The following is a 20,759-nucleotide window of genomic DNA, read 5'->3' as shown; positions in this document are numbered from 1 at the left end:
TCGCCACCATGTTCCACGTATCAAGGACGGCATAAGTGACTTCCTACGAATACGGAACTGTGCTCGCCGCCACGGTCCCCGCACCGAGCATCGAGTACAGCAAGCTCTCGCCGATGCTCATCGTTTTCGGTGTCGCTGTGGTCGGGGTGCTGGTCGAAGCGTTCCTGCCCCGGCCGTATCGGTATGCGACGCAGGTGGTGCTCGGGCTCGCCGGCTTGCTGGCGGCACTGGTTGCCGTCGTACGCCTCTCGGGCACCAATGCCACCGTGATGGTCGGAGCGGTGTCGATCGACGGCGTCACACTGTTCCTGCAGGGCACGATCCTGGTGGTCTCGATCCTGGCGCTGCTGCTCATCGCCGAGCGTGACGCGCCGCCACGCGCCGAAGGACGTTCTGGTCCCGGCACCTGGAGTCTGGCGGCGGCCACCGTCGGACGCAGCTTGGACGCGTTCACGCCGCAAGCCTCCGCGGTGCCCGGAGGCGCGGGCGAGATGGCCGCCATCCGAGCGGGTGTCGCGACCACCGAGGTGTTCCCTCTGACGATGCTCGCGATCGGTGGACTGCTGCTCTTCCCGGCGTCGAACGATCTGCTCACGATGTTCGTCGCGCTCGAGGTGCTGTCGCTGCCGCTGTATCTGCTGTGCGGGCTCGCCCGTCGCAAGCGGCTGCTCTCCCAGGAAGCAGCGCTCAAATACTTTCTGCTCGGTGCGTTCTCGTCGGCGTTCTTCCTCTACGGCGTCGCCCTGCTCTATGGCCAGGCGGGCACCGTCCGGCTCGGCGGTATCGCGGATGCGATAGCGCGGCATCCGGAGAACACCACCCTCGCCACGCTCGGTGTCGGCCTGCTCGCGGTCGGCCTGCTGTTCAAGATCGGCGCGGTGCCGTTCCAGTCCTGGGTCCCTGACGTGTACCAGGGCGCGCCGACGCCGATCACCGGATTCATGGCCGCCGCAACGAAGATCGCTTCGGTCGGCGCACTGCTGCGCCTGCTCCAGGTCGCGGTGCCCGGCCTGCGCGACGACTGGCGGCCGGTGCTCGCCGCCATCGCCATCGCCACCATGCTCATCGGCGCGGTCATGGCGATCACCCAGACCGACGTGAAGCGCATGCTCGCGTACTCCTCGGTCGCGCACGCCGGTTTCATTCTCACCGGCCTGATCGCCGGCACCGACGCCGGCGTCGCCGCCATCCTGTTCTACTTGCTGGCCTACGGCATCGGCACCGTCGGCGCCTTCGCCGTCGTCAGCCTGGTTCGGGACAGCTCCGGTGACGAAGCCACCGCCATGTCCCAGTGGGCCGGCCTCGGCCGCCACTCCCCTGCCCTGGCAACGGTGTTCGCCCTTTTCCTGCTCTCCTTCGCGGGCCTGCCCCTGACCAGCGGCTTCGTCAGTAAGTTCGCCGTCTTCCAAGCGGCGGCCGCCGGCGGAGCAACGCCGCTTGTCCTCGTCGGTGTGATCTCCAGCGCCATCGCGGCCTTCTTCTACGTCCGCGTCATCGTGCTGATGTTCTTCACCGACCCGCCCGAAGCCGCCCCCGCGGTGGTCAGCCCATTCCTGACCACCGCGGTGGTCACCTTCACCGCGGGAGCAACAGTCCTGCTCGGCATCCTGCCCCAGTCGATGCTGGACATCGCCGAACGCGCAGCGATCTTCGTGCACTAGTCACGCACCGACCGGTACCGCCGCACACGCAAGAAGTGCGGCGGTACTTTCGCGTTCGGGACATTTCGCGCACGGGAACGTCAGTGCAGGTACGAGGCTCCGTTGACATTCAACACCGCACCCGAGGTCCAGGTCGCTTCCGCCGAGGCGAGATACCGTACCGCCGAGGCGATTTCCTCCGGCTCGGCGACCCGGTCGAAGGGGCTCTGGGCTCGGACTTCATCGGTGACGCGGTGCACGACGCGTTCGGTCGCTACGAAACCGGGCGCCACCGAGGCGACCGCGATTCCGTAGGGAGCGAGATAGACCGCCAGCGATTGACCGAGAGCGTGCACGCCCGCTTTGCTCGCGCCGTATGCGGGGTAGTCGGGTTCGCCGCGGAACGCGCCCCGGGAGCCGATATTCACGATGCGGCCCGCGACACCGCGGTCGATCATGTGCCGGGCCGCGCAGTAGGAGACGTTGGCGGTGCCGAACACGTTGACATCCATGGTCGTGCGCCATGCCTGCTGCCAGTCCGCATAGCTGGTCTCCGCCAACGGATGCGCGATGTTCACCGCCGCATTGTTGATGAGAACATGCACGGTGCCGAGCCCCTCGACGGCCGCCGCGACGATCGCTTCGGCCTCCTCCGGTGACCCGACATCCCCGCTGACAAGCATGTGTCCGGTTCCCGGCAGCCCACGCAACGTCTTCTCGGCATCGTCCTTACCGGTCGCGTAGTGCACCGCCACCCGGTCGCCGTTCTCGGCGAACGCGTGCGCGATAGCCCGTCCGATCCCCCGCGACGCACCCGTCACCAACACACCACGACTCATTTGTCCATCACCATGCCCCCAGCCTGCCATCACGACTCGTCGTCGACATCGCCACGCCCGCCGGCCACGGAAAAACCGCATGTGATCGATAGCAGATGAGCATATTTGCCGGGCCGTGCGCGCCCGGATCGATGGCCCGCACTGTTGCGGCGTCGAGGCAGACCGGGCGGTCTTGCTGCTAATGTGAGCCAGTCGTCGGATTTCGGACGACTGGAAGGGCTTGCTTTGTTCGGTCGGTGATTGTCGAAATCATCTGTCCTGCAGGGACTGTGAGGTGACGATGGTGAGACTGTGGTTGGCCTCGCCAGAACTCCGGTCTTCGGCACTGACCTCTTTGCCGGGGTCACGATGGTCGGCAACCGCGAGGAAGGGCTGAACGAAGCGATGTGGCGGGAGGCTGTAAGGCGATGATCGAAGCGCGCAGCATACCGTCGAAACCCCGGCGAACCCCTGACCTTTCTCGACGCACGTGACCGAGGCGCATGCCCGCATCACCGACCTCGTCGAGTTCTGATCCATCGTCTGGAGTCACGCCTATGACCAAGCCGCACTCGCCGTTGTCGGCCGCACCCAACGCAGCCACGAACGGAACCTGCCCCGTCGCGCACGGCTCACCAATCCGTACCGATGGTCCGCGGGTCTCGCTGCACACGCCGGAATTCGCCGCCGACCCGCACCGCGCCTACCGCGAGATGCGCAGCCAGTACGGTTCGATGGTGCCGATGGAGCTGGCTCCGGATGTGCCCGCCACCTTGGTAATCGGCTACAACACCGCATTGCGAATCCTCAACGACCCGGACCATTTTCCGGCCGACCCGCGGACCTGGCAGCAGCACGTGCCCGACGACTCCCCCATCAAGCCGATGATGGAGTGGTATCCGAACGCGCTGCGCAACAGCGGAACCGCGCATACGCGCTATCGACAGGCGTACACCGCGAGCATCGACGGAATCGACCTACACGCGCTACATTCCACGGTCGAAAAGGTCGCCGTTCCGCTGATCAATACTTTCTGCGAGGCCGGTTCGGCCGATCTGGTGTCGCAGTACGCGTTACCGCTGGTCTTCGAGCTGATCAACCAGTTGGTCGGCTGCCCGACGGAAATCGGACAGCGGGTCGCGACCGGAATGGCCGCACTCTTCGATACGGTCAACGCCGCATGGGGAATGCAGACGCTCAGCGAGGCGCTGTTGGAGCTGATCCATCTGCGCCGCGCCGCGCCCGGGGACGATGTCACCTCGCGGCTCGCGCACCATCCCGCCGAACTCGACGACACCGAAATGCTCTCCCAGCTGATCAGCTTCTACGGCGCCGGTATCGAACCGCAACAGAATCTGATCACCAACACCCTGCTGCTGATGCTCACCGACGACCGGTTCGGCGACGAGGTCCTCGGCGGGAGCCTATCGACGCGCGACGCGCTCGATGAGGTGCTCTTCAACGACCCACCGATGGCGAACTACTGCATGAGTTACCCGAAGCAGCCGATCCTCATCGAAAACACCTGGCTGCCCGCACATCAGCCGGTCCTCATCAGCCTCGCCGGCTGCAACAACGACCCCGAGATCCGCGGTGGCGACCGCACCGGCAATCGCTCGCATCTGGCGTGGAGCGCCGGGCCGCACGCCTGCCCGGCCAAGTCGTTGGCGTACATGGTCGTCCAGGATGCTATCGATCAGCTGCTCGACGCCCTTCCTGAGATGCAACTGGCCGTGCCGCAGGACGAATTGGTCTGGCGGCCGGGTCCTTTCCACCGGGCGATGGCCGCGTTGCCGGTCGTGTTCCCCAAGTCCCCTCCGTTGAACCTGGTGTAAGGAGCGTCCTGATGGAACATGAACCGATAGTCCTGGACACAGCCGGTCTCGACATCCAAGGCGAGTCCGCCCGGATCCGGGCGCGCGGGCCGGTGGCGCTGGTCGAGTTGCCCGGCGGAGTGCCCGCGTGGTCGGTGACCGACGCGGTGGCGCTACGCGGCCTGCTGGCCGACCCTCGGGTGTCGAAGGACCCGCGGCAGCACTGGGCGGCGTACATGAACGGCGAGATCACCGAGGCGTGGCCGTTGCTGCCATGGGTGGCGGTGGAAAATATGTTCACCGCGTACGGCAGCGAGCATCGGCGGCTGCGGAAGTTGGTCGCGCCCGCCTTCACGCACCGCCGCACCGCGGCGGTGCGGCCGCGGATCGAGGAGATCACCGAGAACCTGGTTGCGCAGCTCGCGGCGACACCGCGTGGTGAGTCCGTCGATCTGCGTGCGCGATTCGCCTATCCAGTGCCGATCCAGGTCATCAGCGAGCTGATGGGTGTGCCGGACCATCTCGGCCCCAGCATCCACAAGTGCGTCGACGGGTTCTTCGACACCTCGTTCACGCCCGAGCAGGCTCAGGCCAACTACCTCGAGATGTACGGGCACATCAGCGAACTGGTGGCCTACCGGCGTGAGACGCCCGGCGACGACATCACCAGCGTGTTGATCGCCACCCGCGACGAGGACGACGGCTCACGATTGACCGAGAAGGAACTCGTCGACACGCTGATGCTGGTCATCAACGCCGGACACGAGACCACAGTCAACCTGCTCGATCAGGCGATCTTCGCGCTGCTGACCCATCCCGAGCAGCGCGCCGACGTGGTCGAGGGCCGGGTGCCCTGGTCGGATCTGGTGGAGGAGACACTGCGCTACGAAGCGCCCGTCGCGCATCTGCCGCTGCGTTATGCCGTCGAAGATATCGACATCGACGGCATCCGCATCCCCAAGGGCGACGCGATCCTCGCCTCATACGCGGGCGCGAGCCGCGACCCGAAGGTGCACGGCGCAACTGCCGACGAGTTCGACGTGCACCGCGCGACCAAAGACCAGCATGTAGCCTTTGGCCACGGCGCTCACCATTGCATCGGCGCTCCCCTTGCCCGCATGGAGGCCACTATCGCGCTGCCTGCGCTGTTCAGCCGTTTCCCCGACCTGCGTTTCGCTGTGGATCCACAACAACTGGCACCGGTAGGCAGCTTTATCTCCAACGGACATGCACAGCTGCCGGTCTACTTGGAGTCGGCGGAGTAGATCATTCGTAGGTGGGGTGCCGTCCAGGACGGCGCCCCTTCTGCACGAGATCGCACGGGGTATCTGAGATATCGGCCGGTCGCCGGGCCTGAGCCCTCGCGCGACGCCGACCATGGAGGTACACCCACATCGGGGCCGCGGCGGTGCAGAACAACGGCAAGCCGGATTGCAGCGGCGAGAACTTGGTGGAGTTCATTCGCGGACTGACATAGGCGGCCGCCTGGGTGTGTGTCACCAAGGGCCACCGAATCCGGCCACAGCCGAACCGGCCTGCGCGGCCCGACCGCCTGCCCGGGTACTCAACGCCCGGCCCGGGGTGGTACCAATTTCTATGTCCGCCTGCTCATTAAGCCTGCAACACCTCGCGCAACCGCGGAGCGAAGGCCGCCGGGTCCTCCACGAAACCGGTATGACCGCCTGGGAAGAGCACCGGCTCGACTCCGAGCATCTCCCCCAACTCCCGCGACGTGCGCTCACACAACTCTCCGGCCGAATCCGCGCCCAGACCGATCACGATGCGTGCGGCCGTCGCGCGCAACGCCGCCGAATCGGGTTCCCACGAGGTGGTTCCGCGGAGCTCGTGCCCGAACCAATAACTCTCGCTCGCCTGCTGCCTCGGCTCGCGCTCACCGCCGAAGATCTGTTCGAGCACCGGCTCCGGCATCTGAATGTTGGCCTGCGCCATGAACTTCCGCCAGGCGCCCAAGGTGTCGCCGCTCTGATAGGTGGCAATGATCTCCTCGGTTTTCGCCCGCTGCTCCGCGCGGTCGTCGAGCAGCGCGAGCAACGGCGGCTCGTGCGCAACGACCGTAGTGACCAGATCGGGCTGGGCTTGGGCCAGCGCCAGCGCGGTGACAGCGCCGCCACTGGAGCCGAACACCACGGCCGGGCCCACGCCGACGGAGGCGATCAGGCGGCCCAGGTCGTCGGCGCGCAACTCGGGGGTCGAGTCCTGCGTCGGGTCGTCGAGCACGCTGCCCTGGTGGCCGCGCGGGTCGGTGGTGAGGACGGTGTGATCGGTGGCGAGTAAGTCCGCCAGCGGCGCGAAGGCCGCCGCGTCCATGGGCGCACCGACTAGTACGACCAGTGGTCCGGTACCACGCAGCTCGTAGTGCAGGCGGGCGCCGGGTACGTCGAGAGTGCCGGTTGTGGTGGGGGCGGTCGAAGTCGAGGTCATCGATTCTCCTGGTGGAGTAGTCCTGCGGGTCCATGAGTGTTGACTGCGGTTACGCCGAAAACTCATCGGTCGGCCGGATACCCCCTGGACAATGCCACTTGCACCTAGAGGTACTAGGTTCTATCCTAGTGACCCTAGGTAAGGAAGTGCGCATGTCCCCACGCGCCGGTCTCACGGCCGACAAGATCGTCCACGCGGCGGCCGATCTGGCCGACGAGGTCGGTTTCGACAACATCACCGTGTCGGCACTGGCACGGAAGTTCGACGTCAAGGACGCGAGCCTGTACTCGCACATCAAGAACATCAAGGATCTGCGCCAGCGGGTTTCCATCCTGGCCGCCGAGGAGAAGACCACCCTGATCGCCGCGGCGGTCGCCGGTCTCGCGGGACGCGACGCGCTCGCCGCCTACGCCGACACCTGGCGTCGGTACGCGCTCGCCCACCCTGGTCGCTACGCGGCGACCCAGATGCCGGTGGACCCCGCGGCGGCGATCGCCTGGCCGGGGTGGCGCCGCGCCATCGACCTGACCTACGGGATGCTGCGCGCGTACGGACTCGACGAACCCGATCTCACCGACGCGGTTCGCCTGCTGCGCAGCACCTTTCACGGCTACACGAACTTGGAGGCCACCGGCGGTTTCGGGCATTCGCGCCCGACCGATGCCTCCTGGGGCCGCATCATCGACGCACTGCACATCGCACTCGAACAGTGGCCGTCGACCGACAACAAGGAGCAGAAGTAATGCGAAGCGCGACGTTGAAGGTCCCCGGCGCGACCCTCTTCTACGAGATCCGCGGCAGCGGCCCGCTGCTGCTGATGCTGCCGGGCAGCGGCGGTGACGCCGCCATCTTCGACCAGCTCGCCGAGCCGCTCGCCGAGCATTTCACCGTCGTCGCCATCGACCCGCGCGGCTATTCACACAGCACTCTCGACGATCCGGAACGCGGAGATCTGACCGCCGAAGTGATGAGTGACGACGCCCACCGCCTCCTCGAACATCTCACTCCCGCAGGCGAAGACGCCTACGTCTTCGGCGGCAGCGGCGGCGCGGTCGTCGCGCTCGATCTGCTGGCGAAGCACCCCGAACGCCTTCGGCTCGTCGTCGCCCACGAACCCCCGATATTCGGAATACTGCCCGACGCGGCGGCGCATCACGCGTTCATCGAGGAGGTCTGCCGCCTGCTGCGCACTGAGGGTCACGCTGCAGCAGGCGCTCGGTTCGCGGCAGGAGTCGGCGTCACCATGAAGGGCTTCCCCAACCCTGATGAGCTCCCGCCCCGCCCGGCCGGGTTGATTCGCCGACTCGTGGCCAATGGACCAATAATGATGGCGCACGAACTGCGACCGATCACCTCGTATCTGCCCGACGAGGCCGCGCTCGCGACCGTTTCCGACCGCCTTGTCCTCGGTGCGGGCGAGCTCACTCGCGGGCGGCTGCCGCACCGCCCGGCCGCTGCCCTCGCCGAGAACCTCGGTCTGCCGCTGACGATATTCCCCGGCGGTCACAGCGGATTCACCGACGAACCGGAGGCGTTCACGCAGCTTTTGCTCGATCTGCTGCTGGGTGCCCGCAGCGCCACGAGCTGACCCGACCGCGCCCAACCGCTACGGCGGCGGGCCGGTCTCGGCCTAGGGTTGACGGTATGCGCGCCAACAAGGGTTTGACCTTCGGCATCTACGCCGCAAGCCAGGTAGGCACCAGCATCGGAGCCCCCGACGATGTCGCGGCGATCGACGCACTCGTCACCGCGCTGCAGTCCGGCAAACCGTTCGTCGTCCGCGAGTACCTGCACTATCTGGGCGCCGAACCGGAGCCGGAACGCGTCGCGGTGGCGGATCCGGAACGTGAGCTGCGCGGTCTCACCATGCCCGACGACTGGTACCTGACTCAGCGCCGCGAACTCGATCTCGTGCTCAGCTATCAGCCGACCACGGCCGACATCCCGGGCTGGCTGGCGTTCATCGACAACGCCATCCACCGCTACGGCGCAATCACCCGATTCCTGCAGATCACCCTCGAACCCAATTTCCCCATCCCCTGGATCGACGGCAGCTCACCGGCGGTCCTCGACGCACTCACCCACGGCATGGCGCACGCCCGCCACGCACTGAACCGCCTCGGCCACACCCACGTCGAACTCGGATTCTCGGTAGCCGAACCACCCGAATGGCTCGGCGGCGATACCGACTTCTGGCAGCACCTGTCCACGATCCCCGCCACGGACTTCGCCCACCACGTCGATTACGTCGGCCTCGCCCTCTACCCCGACGCCTTCTCCCCCGTCGCTCCCGCGGGCACACCAGGCAACCTCATCGAACTCACCGAACACGCCATCCGCCACCTTCGCGAAAATAGCCTCCCCACAGCACATCTGGATGCCGCGCCACTGCACATCGTCGAAAACGGCAGCCCCACCGGACCGGACCGCTCGCCCCGCCACCAAGCCGACAGCCTCCAGCAGATGATCGAAACAGTCATCGACGCCGCGCCTGTTCACAACATCACCCACTACGAACTGTTCGGCCTGCGCGACGCCGACTCCGCGGCCCCCGAACCCACCGACCAGCTGGGTATCACGACCGACGATTACCGCCCCAAACCCGCATTCACGCTGTATCAAACACTGATCGACGAGCACTCGCGACCCTGAAATACCTTGATAGGGACCGCCTTTCGCTCACTACAGCCGCGACCGAACCCCGCGAGCGGCGCCGAGCGCATCATCCGGCACGCTGCGGCCGCGATGATCGGCCGTCGAGCGCACAGCAACACCGTGCGATAAGCAACCAATGGTTGCGCGATGACCGGTGGTCGGCTAGCGTCATGCGCAACCAAACGTTGCACATGACGGAAGTGGGAAGAGTATGGAGTACGGCAGCATCGAACGAGAGATCCACGTCGACGCCTCGCCCGAGGTGGTCTTCGAGGTCGTCAGCAGCCCTGAGCACATCTCGGAATGGTGGACCGACGATGCCGAATTCGAAGCGACTCCCGGCGCGGTCGGCGAACTCGTCTGGGGCGACAGGGCAGAAGTCGTCCCGATCACCGTGGTGAACGCTGATCCGCCTCGATTTTTCTCGTTCCGCTGGTGCTATCCCGAGGGCAAGGTCGACGACTCCGCCAACTCGATGCTGGTCACCTTCGAGCTCACCCCGTCGGGCACCGGCACCAAGATTCGGCTCACCGAGACCGGGTTCCGTGAGATGGGCTGGGAGGCCGCGAAGTTGGAGGAGCAGTACCGCGAACACAGTGTCGGTTGGGACACCTTTGTTCCCCGGCTCGGGGAGTACATCGCCCGGCTGGTGTCGACTCCATGACCGCCGCCGTCGACGACGACCTGTGGTCCGCGGTCGGGGATCCGACCCGTCGGCGGATGCTCGATCTGCTCCTGGCAGACGGCGATGGCACGGCCACCAGCCTCAGTGAGCGGCTACCGGTGACACGGCAGGCCATCGCGAAACACCTCAGCGTGCTCGGCCGCGTCGGCTTGGTGCACGCCACGCCTGCCGGCCGAGAGAAGAGGTACCGGGTGGACGAGGCGCAACTTGCTCGTGCGGTCGCACAGCTGTCCTCGGTGGGGGCGGCGTGGGACGCCAGGCTCCGGCGTATCAAGCGGATCGCCGAAGCGATTCAGCGCGGGAAAGACCAGCGCAGCACAGCGCAATGACCTCACGAAAGTCCTACGAGAACCACTACTGGAAAGAGGAATCGAACATGGTGGACATCCTGCACAGGGTCGGAATCAAATCGGCTCCGGCCGAGGTCTACGCGGCCCTGACCACCACCGAAAGGCTAGCCGACTGGTGGGCAACCAACACCCGAGGCGAAGGCAACGACCTCGGCGGTGTGCTCCAATTCCGATTCAGCGCGGGTGGATTCGATATGAAAGTCCTCGAGCTCGCCCCAGGCAAGCATGTGCTGTGGGAGGTGGTCGATGGACCCGACGAATGGGTCGGCACACATGTGAACTGGGACCTCGATCAAGTCGGCGACTACACCATCGTTCTCTTCGAACACCAAGGTTGGAAGGAGCCGGTGGAATTCATGCACCATTGCAGCACGAAGTGGGCGGTCTTTCTGATGAGCCTGAAGTCACTGATCGAAACCGGGAAGGGCGCTCCGGATCCCCACGACGTCCAGATCAGCGACTGGCACTGACGTTCCGCCCGATTCGGAAGCGAATCCGGGGTCTCGCACTGTCGCGGAGTCACGACAGCACCTCCATCGGCACCGGCGGTGGAGGTGACGTCATGTGGCAGCCCGAATTCCCGATCGACTTACCTGGACGAGGCACTCCGCGTGTCGGAACGCCGCCACGACGGGATCGACAGGTAGGTCGCCGCGCGCAGCAACCACTCGACAGGACCGTAGGAATGCGTGCGCAGCCACCAGCTGCTCACCGTCAACTGCGCGGCGTAGGTCAGTAGGGCGATGCCGATGACTCCGGCGGGTGGGATGGTGTCTACCAGTGCGAAACCGTAGCCGGTGTAGACCACCATCAGCACCACCGATTGCGCGATGTAGTTCGACGCCGCCATTCGCCCTGCGGGGGCCAACCATCCGATGACGCGGGCGGAGCGCGCCGACTGCGCAAGCAGCACGATCCCGGCGATGTAGGCGAAGGTCATCAGCGGGTTGACCAGCTCCTGCACACCGCCCCAGAAGGATGGCACCTGGTACCAATTCATCGAGCCGGCGAACGACACCGCCGAGATCGGCAGGCCGACACCGAGACCGAGCCACAGTGCGCGAGGAGCCCAGCGGCGCAAGGTATTTCGATCCTCGAGCACTCCACGTTCGCCTGCCGCCATACCGATGAGGAACAGGCCGAGACTGGTGATGCCCTGAGTGAACCAGATCAGGAGCAGGAATCCCGGTGCCAGGGACACCTGAGTGGCGAAGGTGTCGGCCGAGTTTCCAGTGAACCCCTCGTGAATCGCAGGTAAGTCGAATACCTCGGCGACGCCGCTGATCACGTCGTCGGAGCCGGGCAGAAAGGCCCAGACCGACCACGCCGCGTAGAGGACCGCGCCGGTGATGACGGCGGCGCGCGGCCGCAGCTTGCGCAGCAGGATCAAAATCAAGCAGAGGAAGGCATACAGCGTCAGGATGTCGCCGACCCACAGCAGGAATACGTGGGCTAGCCCGATCGCCATCAGCGCGGCACAGCGCCGGAGCAGCCGCTTGTTCGGTGCTGCGCCGGCCCGTTGCGCTGCGGCGATCTGCAGGGTGAACGAATAGCCGAACAGGAATGCGAACAGCAGGTAGAACCGACCCTCGAACAGCGCCTCCACCAGCCCACCGGTGACGTGGTCGATGGTGCCGTCGAAGCGCAGCGTCGGATCGGCTTCGGTGCCGCCCGCCGACCAAAGCATGGTGGCGACGGTGACATTGGTGATCAGAATGCCGAACAGCGCGAACCCACGCAGCACGTCGACTTCCGCGATCCGCCGCCCGGACGCGGTCGCGGGCAGAACCGATTCGGTGGCTCCGGACATGATCTGAAGGTAGCCGCCCGTGCTGGAACGGTCGTCACTCCGAAGTCGCATTCCGCCCCTTACCCGATGCGCCGAGGACCACGACCTCCGGCGTATTGACACGGCCGGCCTCGCTCGACGTCGAGCACCACCTGAACATCGTACGACGACACAAACATTGGACGATGCGAGAAATTCCCTCCCGCCCCTCGGCTCAGCATGCCGCGAACCGACCGCGCTGCAACGAGTGTCGTGCTACTCGAATCGGCACGATCCGGCTACTCACCGGTCACGATCAGAAGGTGGACGGGACCGCCGACGGCGTCCATCGCCGCTGCGGAAGCAACGATCGATGCTTCAGTTGTAGGACTGTGTGACGCCGTCGAGGAGGTGCTCGAGTGTGTCATAGGTGGGTGTCTCGATCACGTCGATCAGATCGGCGGGAACCGGGACGTGGTTGTCCGCGGTGACCTTGGCGAACGGCGCGGTGTCACCGGTGCGGAAGCCGTGTTCCGCGGCGAGCCGTTGCAGCTGCGGGTCGGTCGACAGCAGCCGGCCGATTCGGTCGCCTTCAGCGTTGAGCGGCACCAGTGTGTGTTTGGACAGCACGGTCGGCGACGGGTAGGTCAGCACCATCCCCGGCTTGACCTGTCCACGGGCCGCGGCCTCGACGAACTGGGCTTCATAGATCAGCACCAGCGGGGTCGGGCCCATGCCTGCCGAGAGGTACTCCTTGAACGGGCCTTCACTGGAGTTCTCGGTATAGCCCTGGCGGGCGAACAGTTTCGACACCGCGGGCAGCACCGTCTGCTCGGCGGCGGGGCCCTGCACGACGGTGTTGTCATTGGCGACGTAGCTGGCGATGGCCAGGTACATGGCGGCGGAGTTCGAGCTACGCGGATCGGTCGTGGACACCACGATGTTCTTGCGCACCGGATAGGCCGTGTTGCCCGGCAGGAAATCCCACTGGGTGTCGGTGCGGGCGAGCTCGAGGTAGCGGGCCATATCGAAGGTGGCGACCGGACCGGGACGCACGACACCCGCCGCGGTCAACAGATCCGCGATCGGCTGGAAGGTCGCGATCGCCATCGGCGAGGCGAACGGTGTGTATTTCGCGGTGATGTTGCGGGCGCGCTGGATGCGTTCGGCGGCGGGCCCGCTCGAGGGGAAAGCGAAATCGTACTTGCTCAGGTCGATCGAGGTGGCGATCTGCCGGGAGCCGGCCGGATCGACCTCGATCTTCACACCGTTGCGGGCCAGCGCCTCGACAACTTTCGGGTCGGAGAAGAACGCGATCTTCTCCGACCCGACCACGCCGTGCAGCGTGGCAGGCGATTGCGCGACAGGAGCCGTGGTGGCAGGTGAATCTGGTTGGCGCACCGCGACTGTCACCACAATGGCAGCGACAACAACGGCGGCCGCGATCGACAGCGCCGCGACGCGCTTTCCGACGAAGACCGCGCCGATGGACCGTCGCAGATCCGTATTCCACCGTCCTCCAGCGTCCGATCGCGCTGTCGACGAGGCAGATTCGGCCACTGAGGTGACCGTGCCGTCCCTGGCTGGGGAGGGCACCGCCTCCAGCTCCCGCCGGGCGATGCGTTCGACCAGAATGGGAACGAACTCTCGAACGGGATGGCCGTCGAAGCGACTGCGCGCGGCGCCGACGGCGGTCTCGACGCGCTCGACAGGGTAAGTGTCGGTGAAGCTTTCGACCAGACGATCGGTCAACCGGCGGATCGCCTGCTCTTCGCGAACGGTAGGAACACCCACCACAATCTCCTCGGCCTCGAATCGGTCTGGAGTCGCGAGAAAGTCACCTGGCCTGCCCGCGCCGCGCCGAACGCTACCGGCATTTCCGGGGGTCGACACTGCGGCGTTCACCACTCTTGGAGACATCGGGCGCAACAATTCAGCTGCCGACCGACTGTCTGAATATCCGGATCAGACGGCCTTTCACCAGTTCAGAGTCTTGTCGTAATAGCGATCCCCGCGCCGAACGGAGGGTGCGCCATCCGCGAGACGACTCCACCCGCCATCCCTGGGACACGCAAAGTTCAACGCCCCCACGGATACTCGCCACCCGACGTTGCCCTGATGTTTGCAGTGCCGCCAAGACGCCCACCACGCCGACAGCACCCCGCCAGAGCGAGCCAAGTGTCGCGCAACCAGCATTTGCTGTGCCGCAACCCTTTTCGCCATGCCCGCCAGTACCCGACGAACCCGAGGGCGGCGACCGCCCACGGTCCGATCAGCCAGTTCGGTACCGCCACGGTGGCGCAGCGACCAGCCGCAGGTCCGGCATCGCGATGTGAGTGGAACTACGCGTCGGGCGTCGGTTCGATCAGTGTGCGCAGGTCGGGCAGATTGCCGATGCGCTGGGTCGCGGGCCGCTGTGGCGCGTCGGTCTGTGGTGATCCGGTTTCACGCAGTCGCGCGCGAACCTGCGCCGGCGTCTTGCGGCCCGAGCTCGCGGCAGACATGCCCTGATAGGAGGCCACGGCGCCGACCACGATCGGCGACGCGCTGGAGGTGCCGCTGAAGATGTCGGTGTACCAGAGGTCCTCGTCGGAGCCGCCCTGCAGGTCGCCGTATCCGGTGGTGGTCACCTCACGCCCCCAGCCCTGCGCGTCGACGCGAGAGCCGTAGTTGGAGAAGGCCAGTCGCGACCGCGCCGGTCCGTGATCGCGGCCGTGGAAGCCGAGTGGCGGAGCGCCCGCGCCGACGACGATGGCGCCGGAGTCGTCGCTGCCGCCACGGAACGGGTTGCGCCACGACACCGGGAAGTCGGCGGGTCGCATGTCGTACAGCGCGTCGTCCAGGTTCTCGGCCCCGTTTCCGCCTGCCTCGACAACGATGACACCGCGGCCGATGGCGTAGCGGATCGCGGCATTGTCGTCCGGCCACCATTCGATCGCGATGTAGCCGCGCTGATCGGGCCGCCCCGCATAGTTGAATCGAGGTCCGGGCCGGTGGAGCTCGAGCAGGATGATGTCTCCGGCGCTCAGCGCGTCCGCGGCCGTGCGAATCGCGGCCGCGGAGCCGGCGCCTCCGAAAATCGACACCGCCCGGATGCTCGCCTCCGGCGCGATGCCGGTGACGCCGAAGGCATTCACGTCGCCGCTGATCTCACCGGCCACCGCGGTGCCGTGGTCGCGCCAACCGAGGTCGGCGGACGGACTGCCGCCGATCACGCCACCCTGGTTGTCGAGCAGGTCTTCGTGGGTGAACCGCCAGGCGCCCTCGACGTCCACGATGCGAATCCCGGTGCCGCGTCCGCCCGGTCGAGTCCAGGCCCAGCGTGCGTTCACGCCTTGCGGCGCCGCGTCCAGATAGCCTTGGCGCGCTTCGAAATTCGGCGTCACCGGCGGTGCGTCGGCGAGCGAGGGTGCGACATCGATACCCGCGTCGATCGGCGGCGCGATGGGCGGTTCGGCGGGTGGCTTGACGTAGGCGGCAGCCACCGAGTCATCCGTGCGCAGCCGGGCGGCAACAGATTCCGGATCGGCAACCCCGTGCACCGAGAAATAGTTCAGATAGTCCGCACCCTCCGGCTCCCCTGCGGTATCGACCAACCTGCGGCGGAGTCGATTGGCGGGCCCGAAGATTCGGACAATCTCGGCACCCGGGGGCAGCAGGTCGGCCACATGCGATTGAGTGGATCGGCTGGTGTGCAGCGCGATCTCGTCGATAGCCGATGTCGTGCGTTCGGTGACGATGATGAGCTCTGCGGCAGACCGGGTCGCCCCCGCCTGCGCCGACCCATCCGAACTGTGCCGCCGGTGTGTGGATGCCATGCCGCACAGTCAACCAATTGCCCGGCCCGCTCGCCAGCTCAGTTGGGCGCCAACGGAACCCGAGCCGTCTCGGGCAGGCTCACCAGACCGCCTCGGCCACGGCTGACGGAGAGGATCTCCCATGCGCCGAGCACCACGAGCAGACCACCGGCCACCAGCGCCAAGACGTCCAGCGAATCGAAAGGCACCACGATCACCACGATCCCGATCACCATCGTGGCCACGCCGAACAGCTCCTGCTTGCCGCCGTCGGGCAGCCCGTCGTGCCACACCGCCACGGTGGCCTGGGTGACCCCCCGGATCGCCCAGCCGATCCCGACCCACAGGGCAAGCAGCAGCACCGAATTCCCGCCGCGGAAGCACAGCAACGCCAGGCACACCGACAGCGCGCCACTGACGAAGATCAGCACCCGCAGTGGCATCGCGAACCGCGAGCCGATCGCGACGGTCATCTGTAATACACCACTGAGCACCAGATACAGCCCGAGAAGCAGCTCCGCGATCGCCACCGATTTGTGCGGCCACACCGCGATGACCACACCGAGGATCACCGAGCAAACACCGGCGACAAGAACTGCCTGCCTCGCCCCATGAAAAAGCACACCGCCACGCCCCGCACCCTCGTTTTCGGGCATAGCTACATGATATGACCCCGAGGGGCAGATAGCCGGGTGTTTGCGATCATATTCGTGCGGTGAGAATGATCCCGCGCGTGTCGGTGCCGTCCGGAAGCCGCCACGGTGCGGTGACGTGCGGACTCTGCGACACGCCACCGGAACGCAGAAGCCGCTCGACACGAACGATCACACCATCCGGCGTGGCGATGTCGGTGCCGTCGGCCCCATCGACCACCGACGCCGATTCCACTGCCTGCGACACGATGTCGGCGGCGGCCACGATGACCGATAAATCCGGTGTGCCACTGCTGTTCTGAGCCTGCGGCTGCGCCTTTCCCGCCAACAGCGCGATCATCTGCGCAACCAGCACCAGGTCGTGAGTTCCGTCGTAGATCCACCGTTGCCCGAGCACACCGTGCAATGAAGTGCCGACGAGGCCGTCCTCGGCATTCTCGAGCGGGCCACCTCGATAGGTGAGCGGAACAAGGTAGAAAGCCGGCTCGGCACTGGAACTGTCGGCGATCACCATGAATTCGATGCCGACCTCACCTGCCGGATCATCGAGACGGAACCCGCCGGCCTTGCTCAGCTGCGGCGGCCGACCACTCGCGCGATACCAGGTCCGTGTCGGCAACCAGGATGCGAGCAATTCCAGCTTGCCCGGCGACATGGAGGTCTGATGAATAACGGCCATGCCGAACCCTAACCTGATCGCCCAGCGCGGCGGTGCAAGCAGGAACAGGTGCCGCCCAACGGAGCACCTACCCGATGAAGGACCTCCTGAAATGCGTTGGCTATTACTGCTTTCGCTCGTCTTGCTCAGGTCCGCACCGTTGGCCGCAGCGCGCGGCCAACGGACTCGGCGCAAGGAGCCTGCCGCTGCTCGCACTGTCCGCGACTCACGGCAAATCGGTACGCCTCAGGCGGCGGCGAGCTCGGCATCGTGCGCGACCGTGGCGCTGCGCCAGAGTTCGACAGCGATCCAGCAGGCGCCGACGGTCACCAGCGCGCCCCAGCCGACCCGAACCGCATGCGGCAGGTAGAAGTGCGGCAGGTAGACGACCATGGCGACTGCCATCGCAACACCGCTCCAGCGCGCCAGGATCCCCGATCGCCAGATTGCCACGGCCGCGAGAATCGCCGCGGCGGCGATCAGTGCGAGACCGAGGGCGAAGACGGTAACCGCGATGGAGTCCATCCGAAAGTCGTTGCCCACCTTGGTCAACGAGGCATCACCGTCGGCCACGGCGCGGGCGCCGATGGCCTGCAGCCCGTACACTTCGGCGCCGTAGTAGGAGATCGTCAGCGCCGAGCCGATGTAGCCGAGGGTGGCGGCCAGGTAGGCGAGGTTCTCGTTCCTGTTGTCTTGCAGCCGATTTCGTAATGCACCCCAGCCGAGTGGAATGAGAATCAAGCCGAGGATGGCGGCGACATGTCCGACCGCCCATCCGGTCGACGTCCACGAGGCGGCGCCTTCGAGGGTGTCCTGGTCTTTGCGCGGGGCGGCGGTCTCGTAGACGAGGAAGAGGACCCCGGCGAGCGCGAGGCCCGCAGCGCCGATACGAGTACGTGATTGATGGCCGTTCACTGGAACTCCTGACGATCCGAACCAGAACAGAGAGCACTGCTCTTGATTGAGGCCGACGATTCCATACTCCATCGAGAAAAACAAGAGCGGCGCTCTCTTTTTGGCACCGACAATCGGCCCCGTCGGTCAGATCGCCGTTCGCTCCACCGTCGCTCAGAGTTGCCGGATACTCCAGCCGTGCACTGCCGAGTGTGCGGTGCCTCGTATCCAGCGTCGACCCGAGCGGCCCTCTTGCTCCGCTGGCGCCTGAAGCCAATACCCGAGACCCAGCCCGGCTGTCGCCCGCACCGGAAGCGTCGAGACTTCCGGAAATTCGTCGCTCAGCCGATTATTCGGCGACCAGCGAAGCAGCCGCCACGGCCCGCCCGGTGAGCTCGACCGACCGCACCCGGTCGTCGATCTGCGTGGCGTGGTGGGCCAGGATCAGCTCGTCGGCCTGGATGGGCGCGGCGAATTCGTCGAGGTAGTCACGAACTTCGGCAGGCGTGCCGACGGCGGTATAGCGGGTCATCGAGGCAAGCTGACTGCCGTTCGGCGAGGCAAGAAGCGCGTCGATCTCCGCATCGCTGAATGTGTTTCCCGCAGCGCCACGAGACACCATCGCCCGCGCCCGCGCCCGATACGCGATCGTCTTCTGCGCCACCGCCTCGTCGTGGTCCTCGGCCGCGAACACATTGACACCGGCCATCACGTACGGTTCGGCCTGCTGATCCGACGGCCGGAAGCTGTCGCGGTAGACCGCGACCGCCTGATGCAAAGCGTCCGGCGCGAAATGAGACGCGAAGGCGTAGGGCAGACCGAGCTGCGCGGCGAGCTGCGCACCGAACAGTGACGAGCCCAGAATATACAGCGGCACAACCCCTTCCGCACGTGGAACGGCCTGCACTCCCGGTATCCGCGACCGACCCGTCAGGTACCCCTGCAGTTCCAGCACATCCTGCGGAAAAGAATCCGCCGAATTCGGATTACGCCGCAGCGCGAGCATCGTCTTCTGGTCGCTGCCCGGCGCGCGGCCGAGCCCGAGGTCGATCCGGCCGGGAAACAGTACCTCCAGGGTGCCGAACTGTTCCGCGATCACCAGCGGCGAGTGGTTGGGCAGCATGATTCCGCCGGAACCGAGCCGAATGGTGTCGGTGTTCGCCGCGACATGGCCGATCAGAACGCTCGTCGCGCTGGAGGCGATAGAGGGCATGTTGTGATGCTCGGCGTACCAGACGCGTCGATAGCCGGAGCGTTCGGCGGCCCGGGCCAGGGCAACGCTGTTGTCGAAACTATCGCGCGCGGTTCGGCCCGGCGCGATCGACGCGAGATCGAGAATGGATAGTGCGGTGGGCATAGAGCTGCCTTTCCTGGGTTAGAGCACGCGTTGAAGTTGTTCGGTGAAAGCAGTGATCCGGGAGTCGTCACGCCGGTAGTAGGTCCACTGCCCCCGCCGCGTGGCGCGCAGAAACCCGACGCGCTGCAGGACCGCCAGATGCGCCGACATGGTCGACGCCGACGTCCCCGCCTTCTGCTGTAGAAGACCCACACAGACCCCGAGCTCAGCGGTCTCCCCTGTCCGGTCGGGGAAGCTCGCGTCCGGATCCTTCAGCCATTCCAGGATGCGCAGCCGGGTCTCGTTGGCCAATGCTTTGCACTCGTCGAGCACACACACCACCCTTCGACATTTCGCTAATTAACGAATTTACGCCGCGACCGCTCCACGGGCACCATGACACTGCTCACTGCGAGGGAGACCCGGCTGACCTGCCCGGCGGCCCCAGTAGCTGCCTCATGTGAGTCTGTCCGAGAAGGAGCCGCCGCACTCCGACCAGCGACGCCAGCCGACTCGCAAAAACCTCGCACCACCCCGACGCCCCCAAGCGGCGTGCAGGTTGCACGACCAGCAGCCGCGAGCCCTCGTGCACGCACTCCTGGTCACCGGGTCGAACCGGCGTCCACCCGCGCGGGCGGTTCTACAACGCGGGAACCCTCGCGAAACCCAAAGGGGGCGTCGGGTTCGGGCCGGTGTGCAGAACCGGGCGGAAGTCGGGAAGAGCGGGAAGAACATCGACGTTGCGGGCGGCGTAGCAGCGGACGCGGGGCAGTGCGCGCTGGACTTCGGCGCGTTCGATGGGCTCGGCGTCGATGAAGCCGATCGTGTCCAGTTCGAGTCCGAGGGTCGTGGCGATCCGGACGAGAGAGGCGGACTTGCGGCCCCAGCCGATTTCGATCGCCGAGAACATTTCGTAGAGGCCGTGGCGGTACAGCTTGTCGAGGGTTCGTTCCCGGTCGCTACGGCTGGCGACGGCGTGCCATATGCCGCGATCGCTCAACTCCTGGAGCGCGCGCACGGCCTCGGGACGCGGTGTGGTGCTCGTCGCATCGCACACGACACCGTCCCACAGGGTGTTGTCCAGTTCCCAGACAAGACATCTCAGAGCCGGTCTCATCGGCCTGCCCCTATCGCTCGGTCATCGCTGCCTTCCCGCCGTGCCGGGCCAGCAGATGGGTACTGCACACCATTCAGGCACGGCAGGTACCGGGCAAGCCCCCAGTTTCCTGGGAGGCCGTTCCGGCTCGGG

20 protein-coding genes are annotated in these 20,759 nt (G+C 66.1%); 9 read left to right on the top strand and 11 right to left on the bottom strand.

All coding sequences use genetic code 11. The annotated features are described in order from the left end of the window. The first annotated feature begins 35 nt into the window (after window positions 1-35). On the top strand, window positions 36-1,661 hold the full coding sequence (gene nuoN, locus ACFU4Z_RS31150) for an NADH-quinone oxidoreductase subunit NuoN (RefSeq protein ID WP_379070206.1): 1,626 nt from the start codon (window positions 36-38) through the stop codon (window positions 1,659-1,661). A gap of 80 nt (window positions 1,662-1,741) precedes the next feature. On the opposite strand, the gene ACFU4Z_RS31145 is transcribed toward nuoN, so the two are convergent. Then, complete coding sequence (locus tag ACFU4Z_RS31145; protein ID WP_379070203.1) at window positions 1,742-2,479, bottom strand: SDR family NAD(P)-dependent oxidoreductase; 738 nt, start codon at window positions 2,477-2,479, stop codon at window positions 1,742-1,744. A gap of 536 nt (window positions 2,480-3,015) precedes the next feature. Here ACFU4Z_RS31145 and ACFU4Z_RS31140 point away from each other — a divergent pair. Both ACFU4Z_RS31140 and ACFU4Z_RS31135 read left to right on the top strand, forming a co-directional pair. After that, window positions 3,016-4,293 carry a cytochrome P450 gene (locus ACFU4Z_RS31140; RefSeq protein ID WP_379070201.1) on the top strand — a complete coding sequence of 426 codons (1,278 nt, stop codon included), beginning with the start codon at window positions 3,016-3,018 and terminating at the stop codon, window positions 4,291-4,293. A gap of 11 nt (window positions 4,294-4,304) precedes the next feature. Next, window positions 4,305-5,537: a cytochrome P450 gene (locus ACFU4Z_RS31135; protein WP_379070198.1), complete on the top strand. Its 1,233-nt coding sequence runs from the start codon at window positions 4,305-4,307 to the stop codon at window positions 5,535-5,537. A gap of 346 nt (window positions 5,538-5,883) precedes the next feature. Here ACFU4Z_RS31135 and ACFU4Z_RS31130 read toward each other — a convergent pair whose 3' ends face one another. Further along, the gene (locus ACFU4Z_RS31130; protein ID WP_379070195.1) at window positions 5,884-6,714 is read right to left on the bottom strand and encodes an alpha/beta fold hydrolase; all 831 of its coding nucleotides are present in this window, start codon (window positions 6,712-6,714) and stop codon (window positions 5,884-5,886) included. A 152-nt stretch (window positions 6,715-6,866) separates the two neighbouring features. Here ACFU4Z_RS31130 and ACFU4Z_RS31125 point away from each other — a divergent pair, with 152 nt between their 5' ends. The 6 genes from ACFU4Z_RS31125 to ACFU4Z_RS31100 all read left to right on the top strand — a co-directional run bounded on the left by ACFU4Z_RS31125 (window position 6,867) and on the right by ACFU4Z_RS31100 (window position 10,874). Further along, window positions 6,867-7,457, top strand: coding sequence for a TetR/AcrR family transcriptional regulator (locus tag ACFU4Z_RS31125; protein WP_379070192.1), 591 nt, complete (start codon window positions 6,867-6,869; stop codon window positions 7,455-7,457). Next, window positions 7,457-8,302, top strand: coding sequence for an alpha/beta fold hydrolase (locus tag ACFU4Z_RS31120; protein ID WP_379070188.1), 846 nt, complete (start codon window positions 7,457-7,459; stop codon window positions 8,300-8,302). The genes ACFU4Z_RS31125 and ACFU4Z_RS31120 overlap by 1 nt, the downstream gene beginning before the upstream one ends. A gap of 56 nt (window positions 8,303-8,358) precedes the next feature. Then, on the top strand, window positions 8,359-9,366 hold the full coding sequence (locus ACFU4Z_RS31115) for a hypothetical protein (protein WP_379070185.1): 1,008 nt from the start codon (window positions 8,359-8,361) through the stop codon (window positions 9,364-9,366). 214 nt (window positions 9,367-9,580) lie between these two features. Then, window positions 9,581-10,033: an SRPBCC family protein gene (locus ACFU4Z_RS31110; RefSeq protein WP_379070182.1), complete on the top strand. Its 453-nt coding sequence runs from the start codon at window positions 9,581-9,583 to the stop codon at window positions 10,031-10,033. Further along, window positions 10,030-10,383, top strand: coding sequence for an ArsR/SmtB family transcription factor (locus tag ACFU4Z_RS31105; RefSeq protein WP_379070179.1), 354 nt, complete (start codon window positions 10,030-10,032; stop codon window positions 10,381-10,383). The genes ACFU4Z_RS31110 and ACFU4Z_RS31105 overlap by 4 nt, the downstream gene beginning before the upstream one ends. Then, window positions 10,380-10,874 carry an SRPBCC domain-containing protein gene (locus tag ACFU4Z_RS31100; RefSeq protein ID WP_379070176.1) on the top strand — a complete coding sequence of 165 codons (495 nt, stop codon included), beginning with the start codon at window positions 10,380-10,382 and terminating at the stop codon, window positions 10,872-10,874. Before ACFU4Z_RS31105 ends, ACFU4Z_RS31100 begins: the two co-directional genes overlap by 4 nt. 119 nt (window positions 10,875-10,993) lie before the next feature. Here ACFU4Z_RS31100 and ACFU4Z_RS31095 read toward each other — a convergent pair whose 3' ends face one another. From ACFU4Z_RS31095 to ACFU4Z_RS31055, 9 genes are all read right to left on the bottom strand, one after another. Then, window positions 10,994-12,214: a DUF418 domain-containing protein gene (locus ACFU4Z_RS31095; RefSeq protein WP_379070173.1), complete on the bottom strand. Its 1,221-nt coding sequence runs from the start codon at window positions 12,212-12,214 to the stop codon at window positions 10,994-10,996. Window positions 12,215-12,550: 336 nt separating this feature from the next. Further along, window positions 12,551-13,966, bottom strand: coding sequence for a three-helix bundle dimerization domain-containing protein (locus ACFU4Z_RS31090; protein ID WP_379070170.1), 1,416 nt, complete (start codon window positions 13,964-13,966; stop codon window positions 12,551-12,553). Window positions 13,967-14,514: 548 nt separating this feature from the next. After that, the gene (locus tag ACFU4Z_RS31085) at window positions 14,515-15,990 is read right to left on the bottom strand and encodes a S8 family serine peptidase (protein ID WP_379070167.1); all 1,476 of its coding nucleotides are present in this window, start codon (window positions 15,988-15,990) and stop codon (window positions 14,515-14,517) included. Between the two features lie 38 nt (window positions 15,991-16,028). Then, complete coding sequence (locus ACFU4Z_RS31080; RefSeq protein WP_379070164.1) at window positions 16,029-16,625, bottom strand: DUF308 domain-containing protein; 597 nt, start codon at window positions 16,623-16,625, stop codon at window positions 16,029-16,031. 46 nt (window positions 16,626-16,671) lie between these two features. Further along, window positions 16,672-17,301, bottom strand: a complete 630-nt coding sequence (locus ACFU4Z_RS31075) for a 1,4-alpha-glucan branching protein (protein ID WP_379070161.1) — start codon at window positions 17,299-17,301, stop codon at window positions 16,672-16,674. A 225-nt stretch (window positions 17,302-17,526) separates the two neighbouring features. Next, window positions 17,527-18,195, bottom strand: a complete 669-nt coding sequence (locus ACFU4Z_RS31070; protein WP_379070158.1) for a hypothetical protein — start codon at window positions 18,193-18,195, stop codon at window positions 17,527-17,529. Between the two features lie 328 nt (window positions 18,196-18,523). Next, window positions 18,524-19,531, bottom strand: coding sequence for an LLM class flavin-dependent oxidoreductase (locus tag ACFU4Z_RS31065; protein ID WP_379070155.1), 1,008 nt, complete (start codon window positions 19,529-19,531; stop codon window positions 18,524-18,526). An 18-nt stretch (window positions 19,532-19,549) separates the two neighbouring features. Then, the gene (locus tag ACFU4Z_RS31060; RefSeq protein ID WP_379070152.1) at window positions 19,550-19,843 is read right to left on the bottom strand and encodes an ArsR/SmtB family transcription factor; all 294 of its coding nucleotides are present in this window, start codon (window positions 19,841-19,843) and stop codon (window positions 19,550-19,552) included. A gap of 307 nt (window positions 19,844-20,150) precedes the next feature. Then, on the bottom strand, window positions 20,151-20,627 hold the full coding sequence (locus ACFU4Z_RS31055; RefSeq protein WP_379070149.1) for an HAD-IIIC family phosphatase: 477 nt from the start codon (window positions 20,625-20,627) through the stop codon (window positions 20,151-20,153). Window positions 20,628-20,759: the final 132 nt, after the last annotated feature.

Source organism: Nocardia sp. NPDC057440 (assembly GCF_042802915.1).
GTDB lineage: Bacteria > Actinomycetota > Actinomycetes > Mycobacteriales > Mycobacteriaceae > Nocardia.
This window is presented reverse-complemented; position numbering and strand designations above follow the sequence as displayed.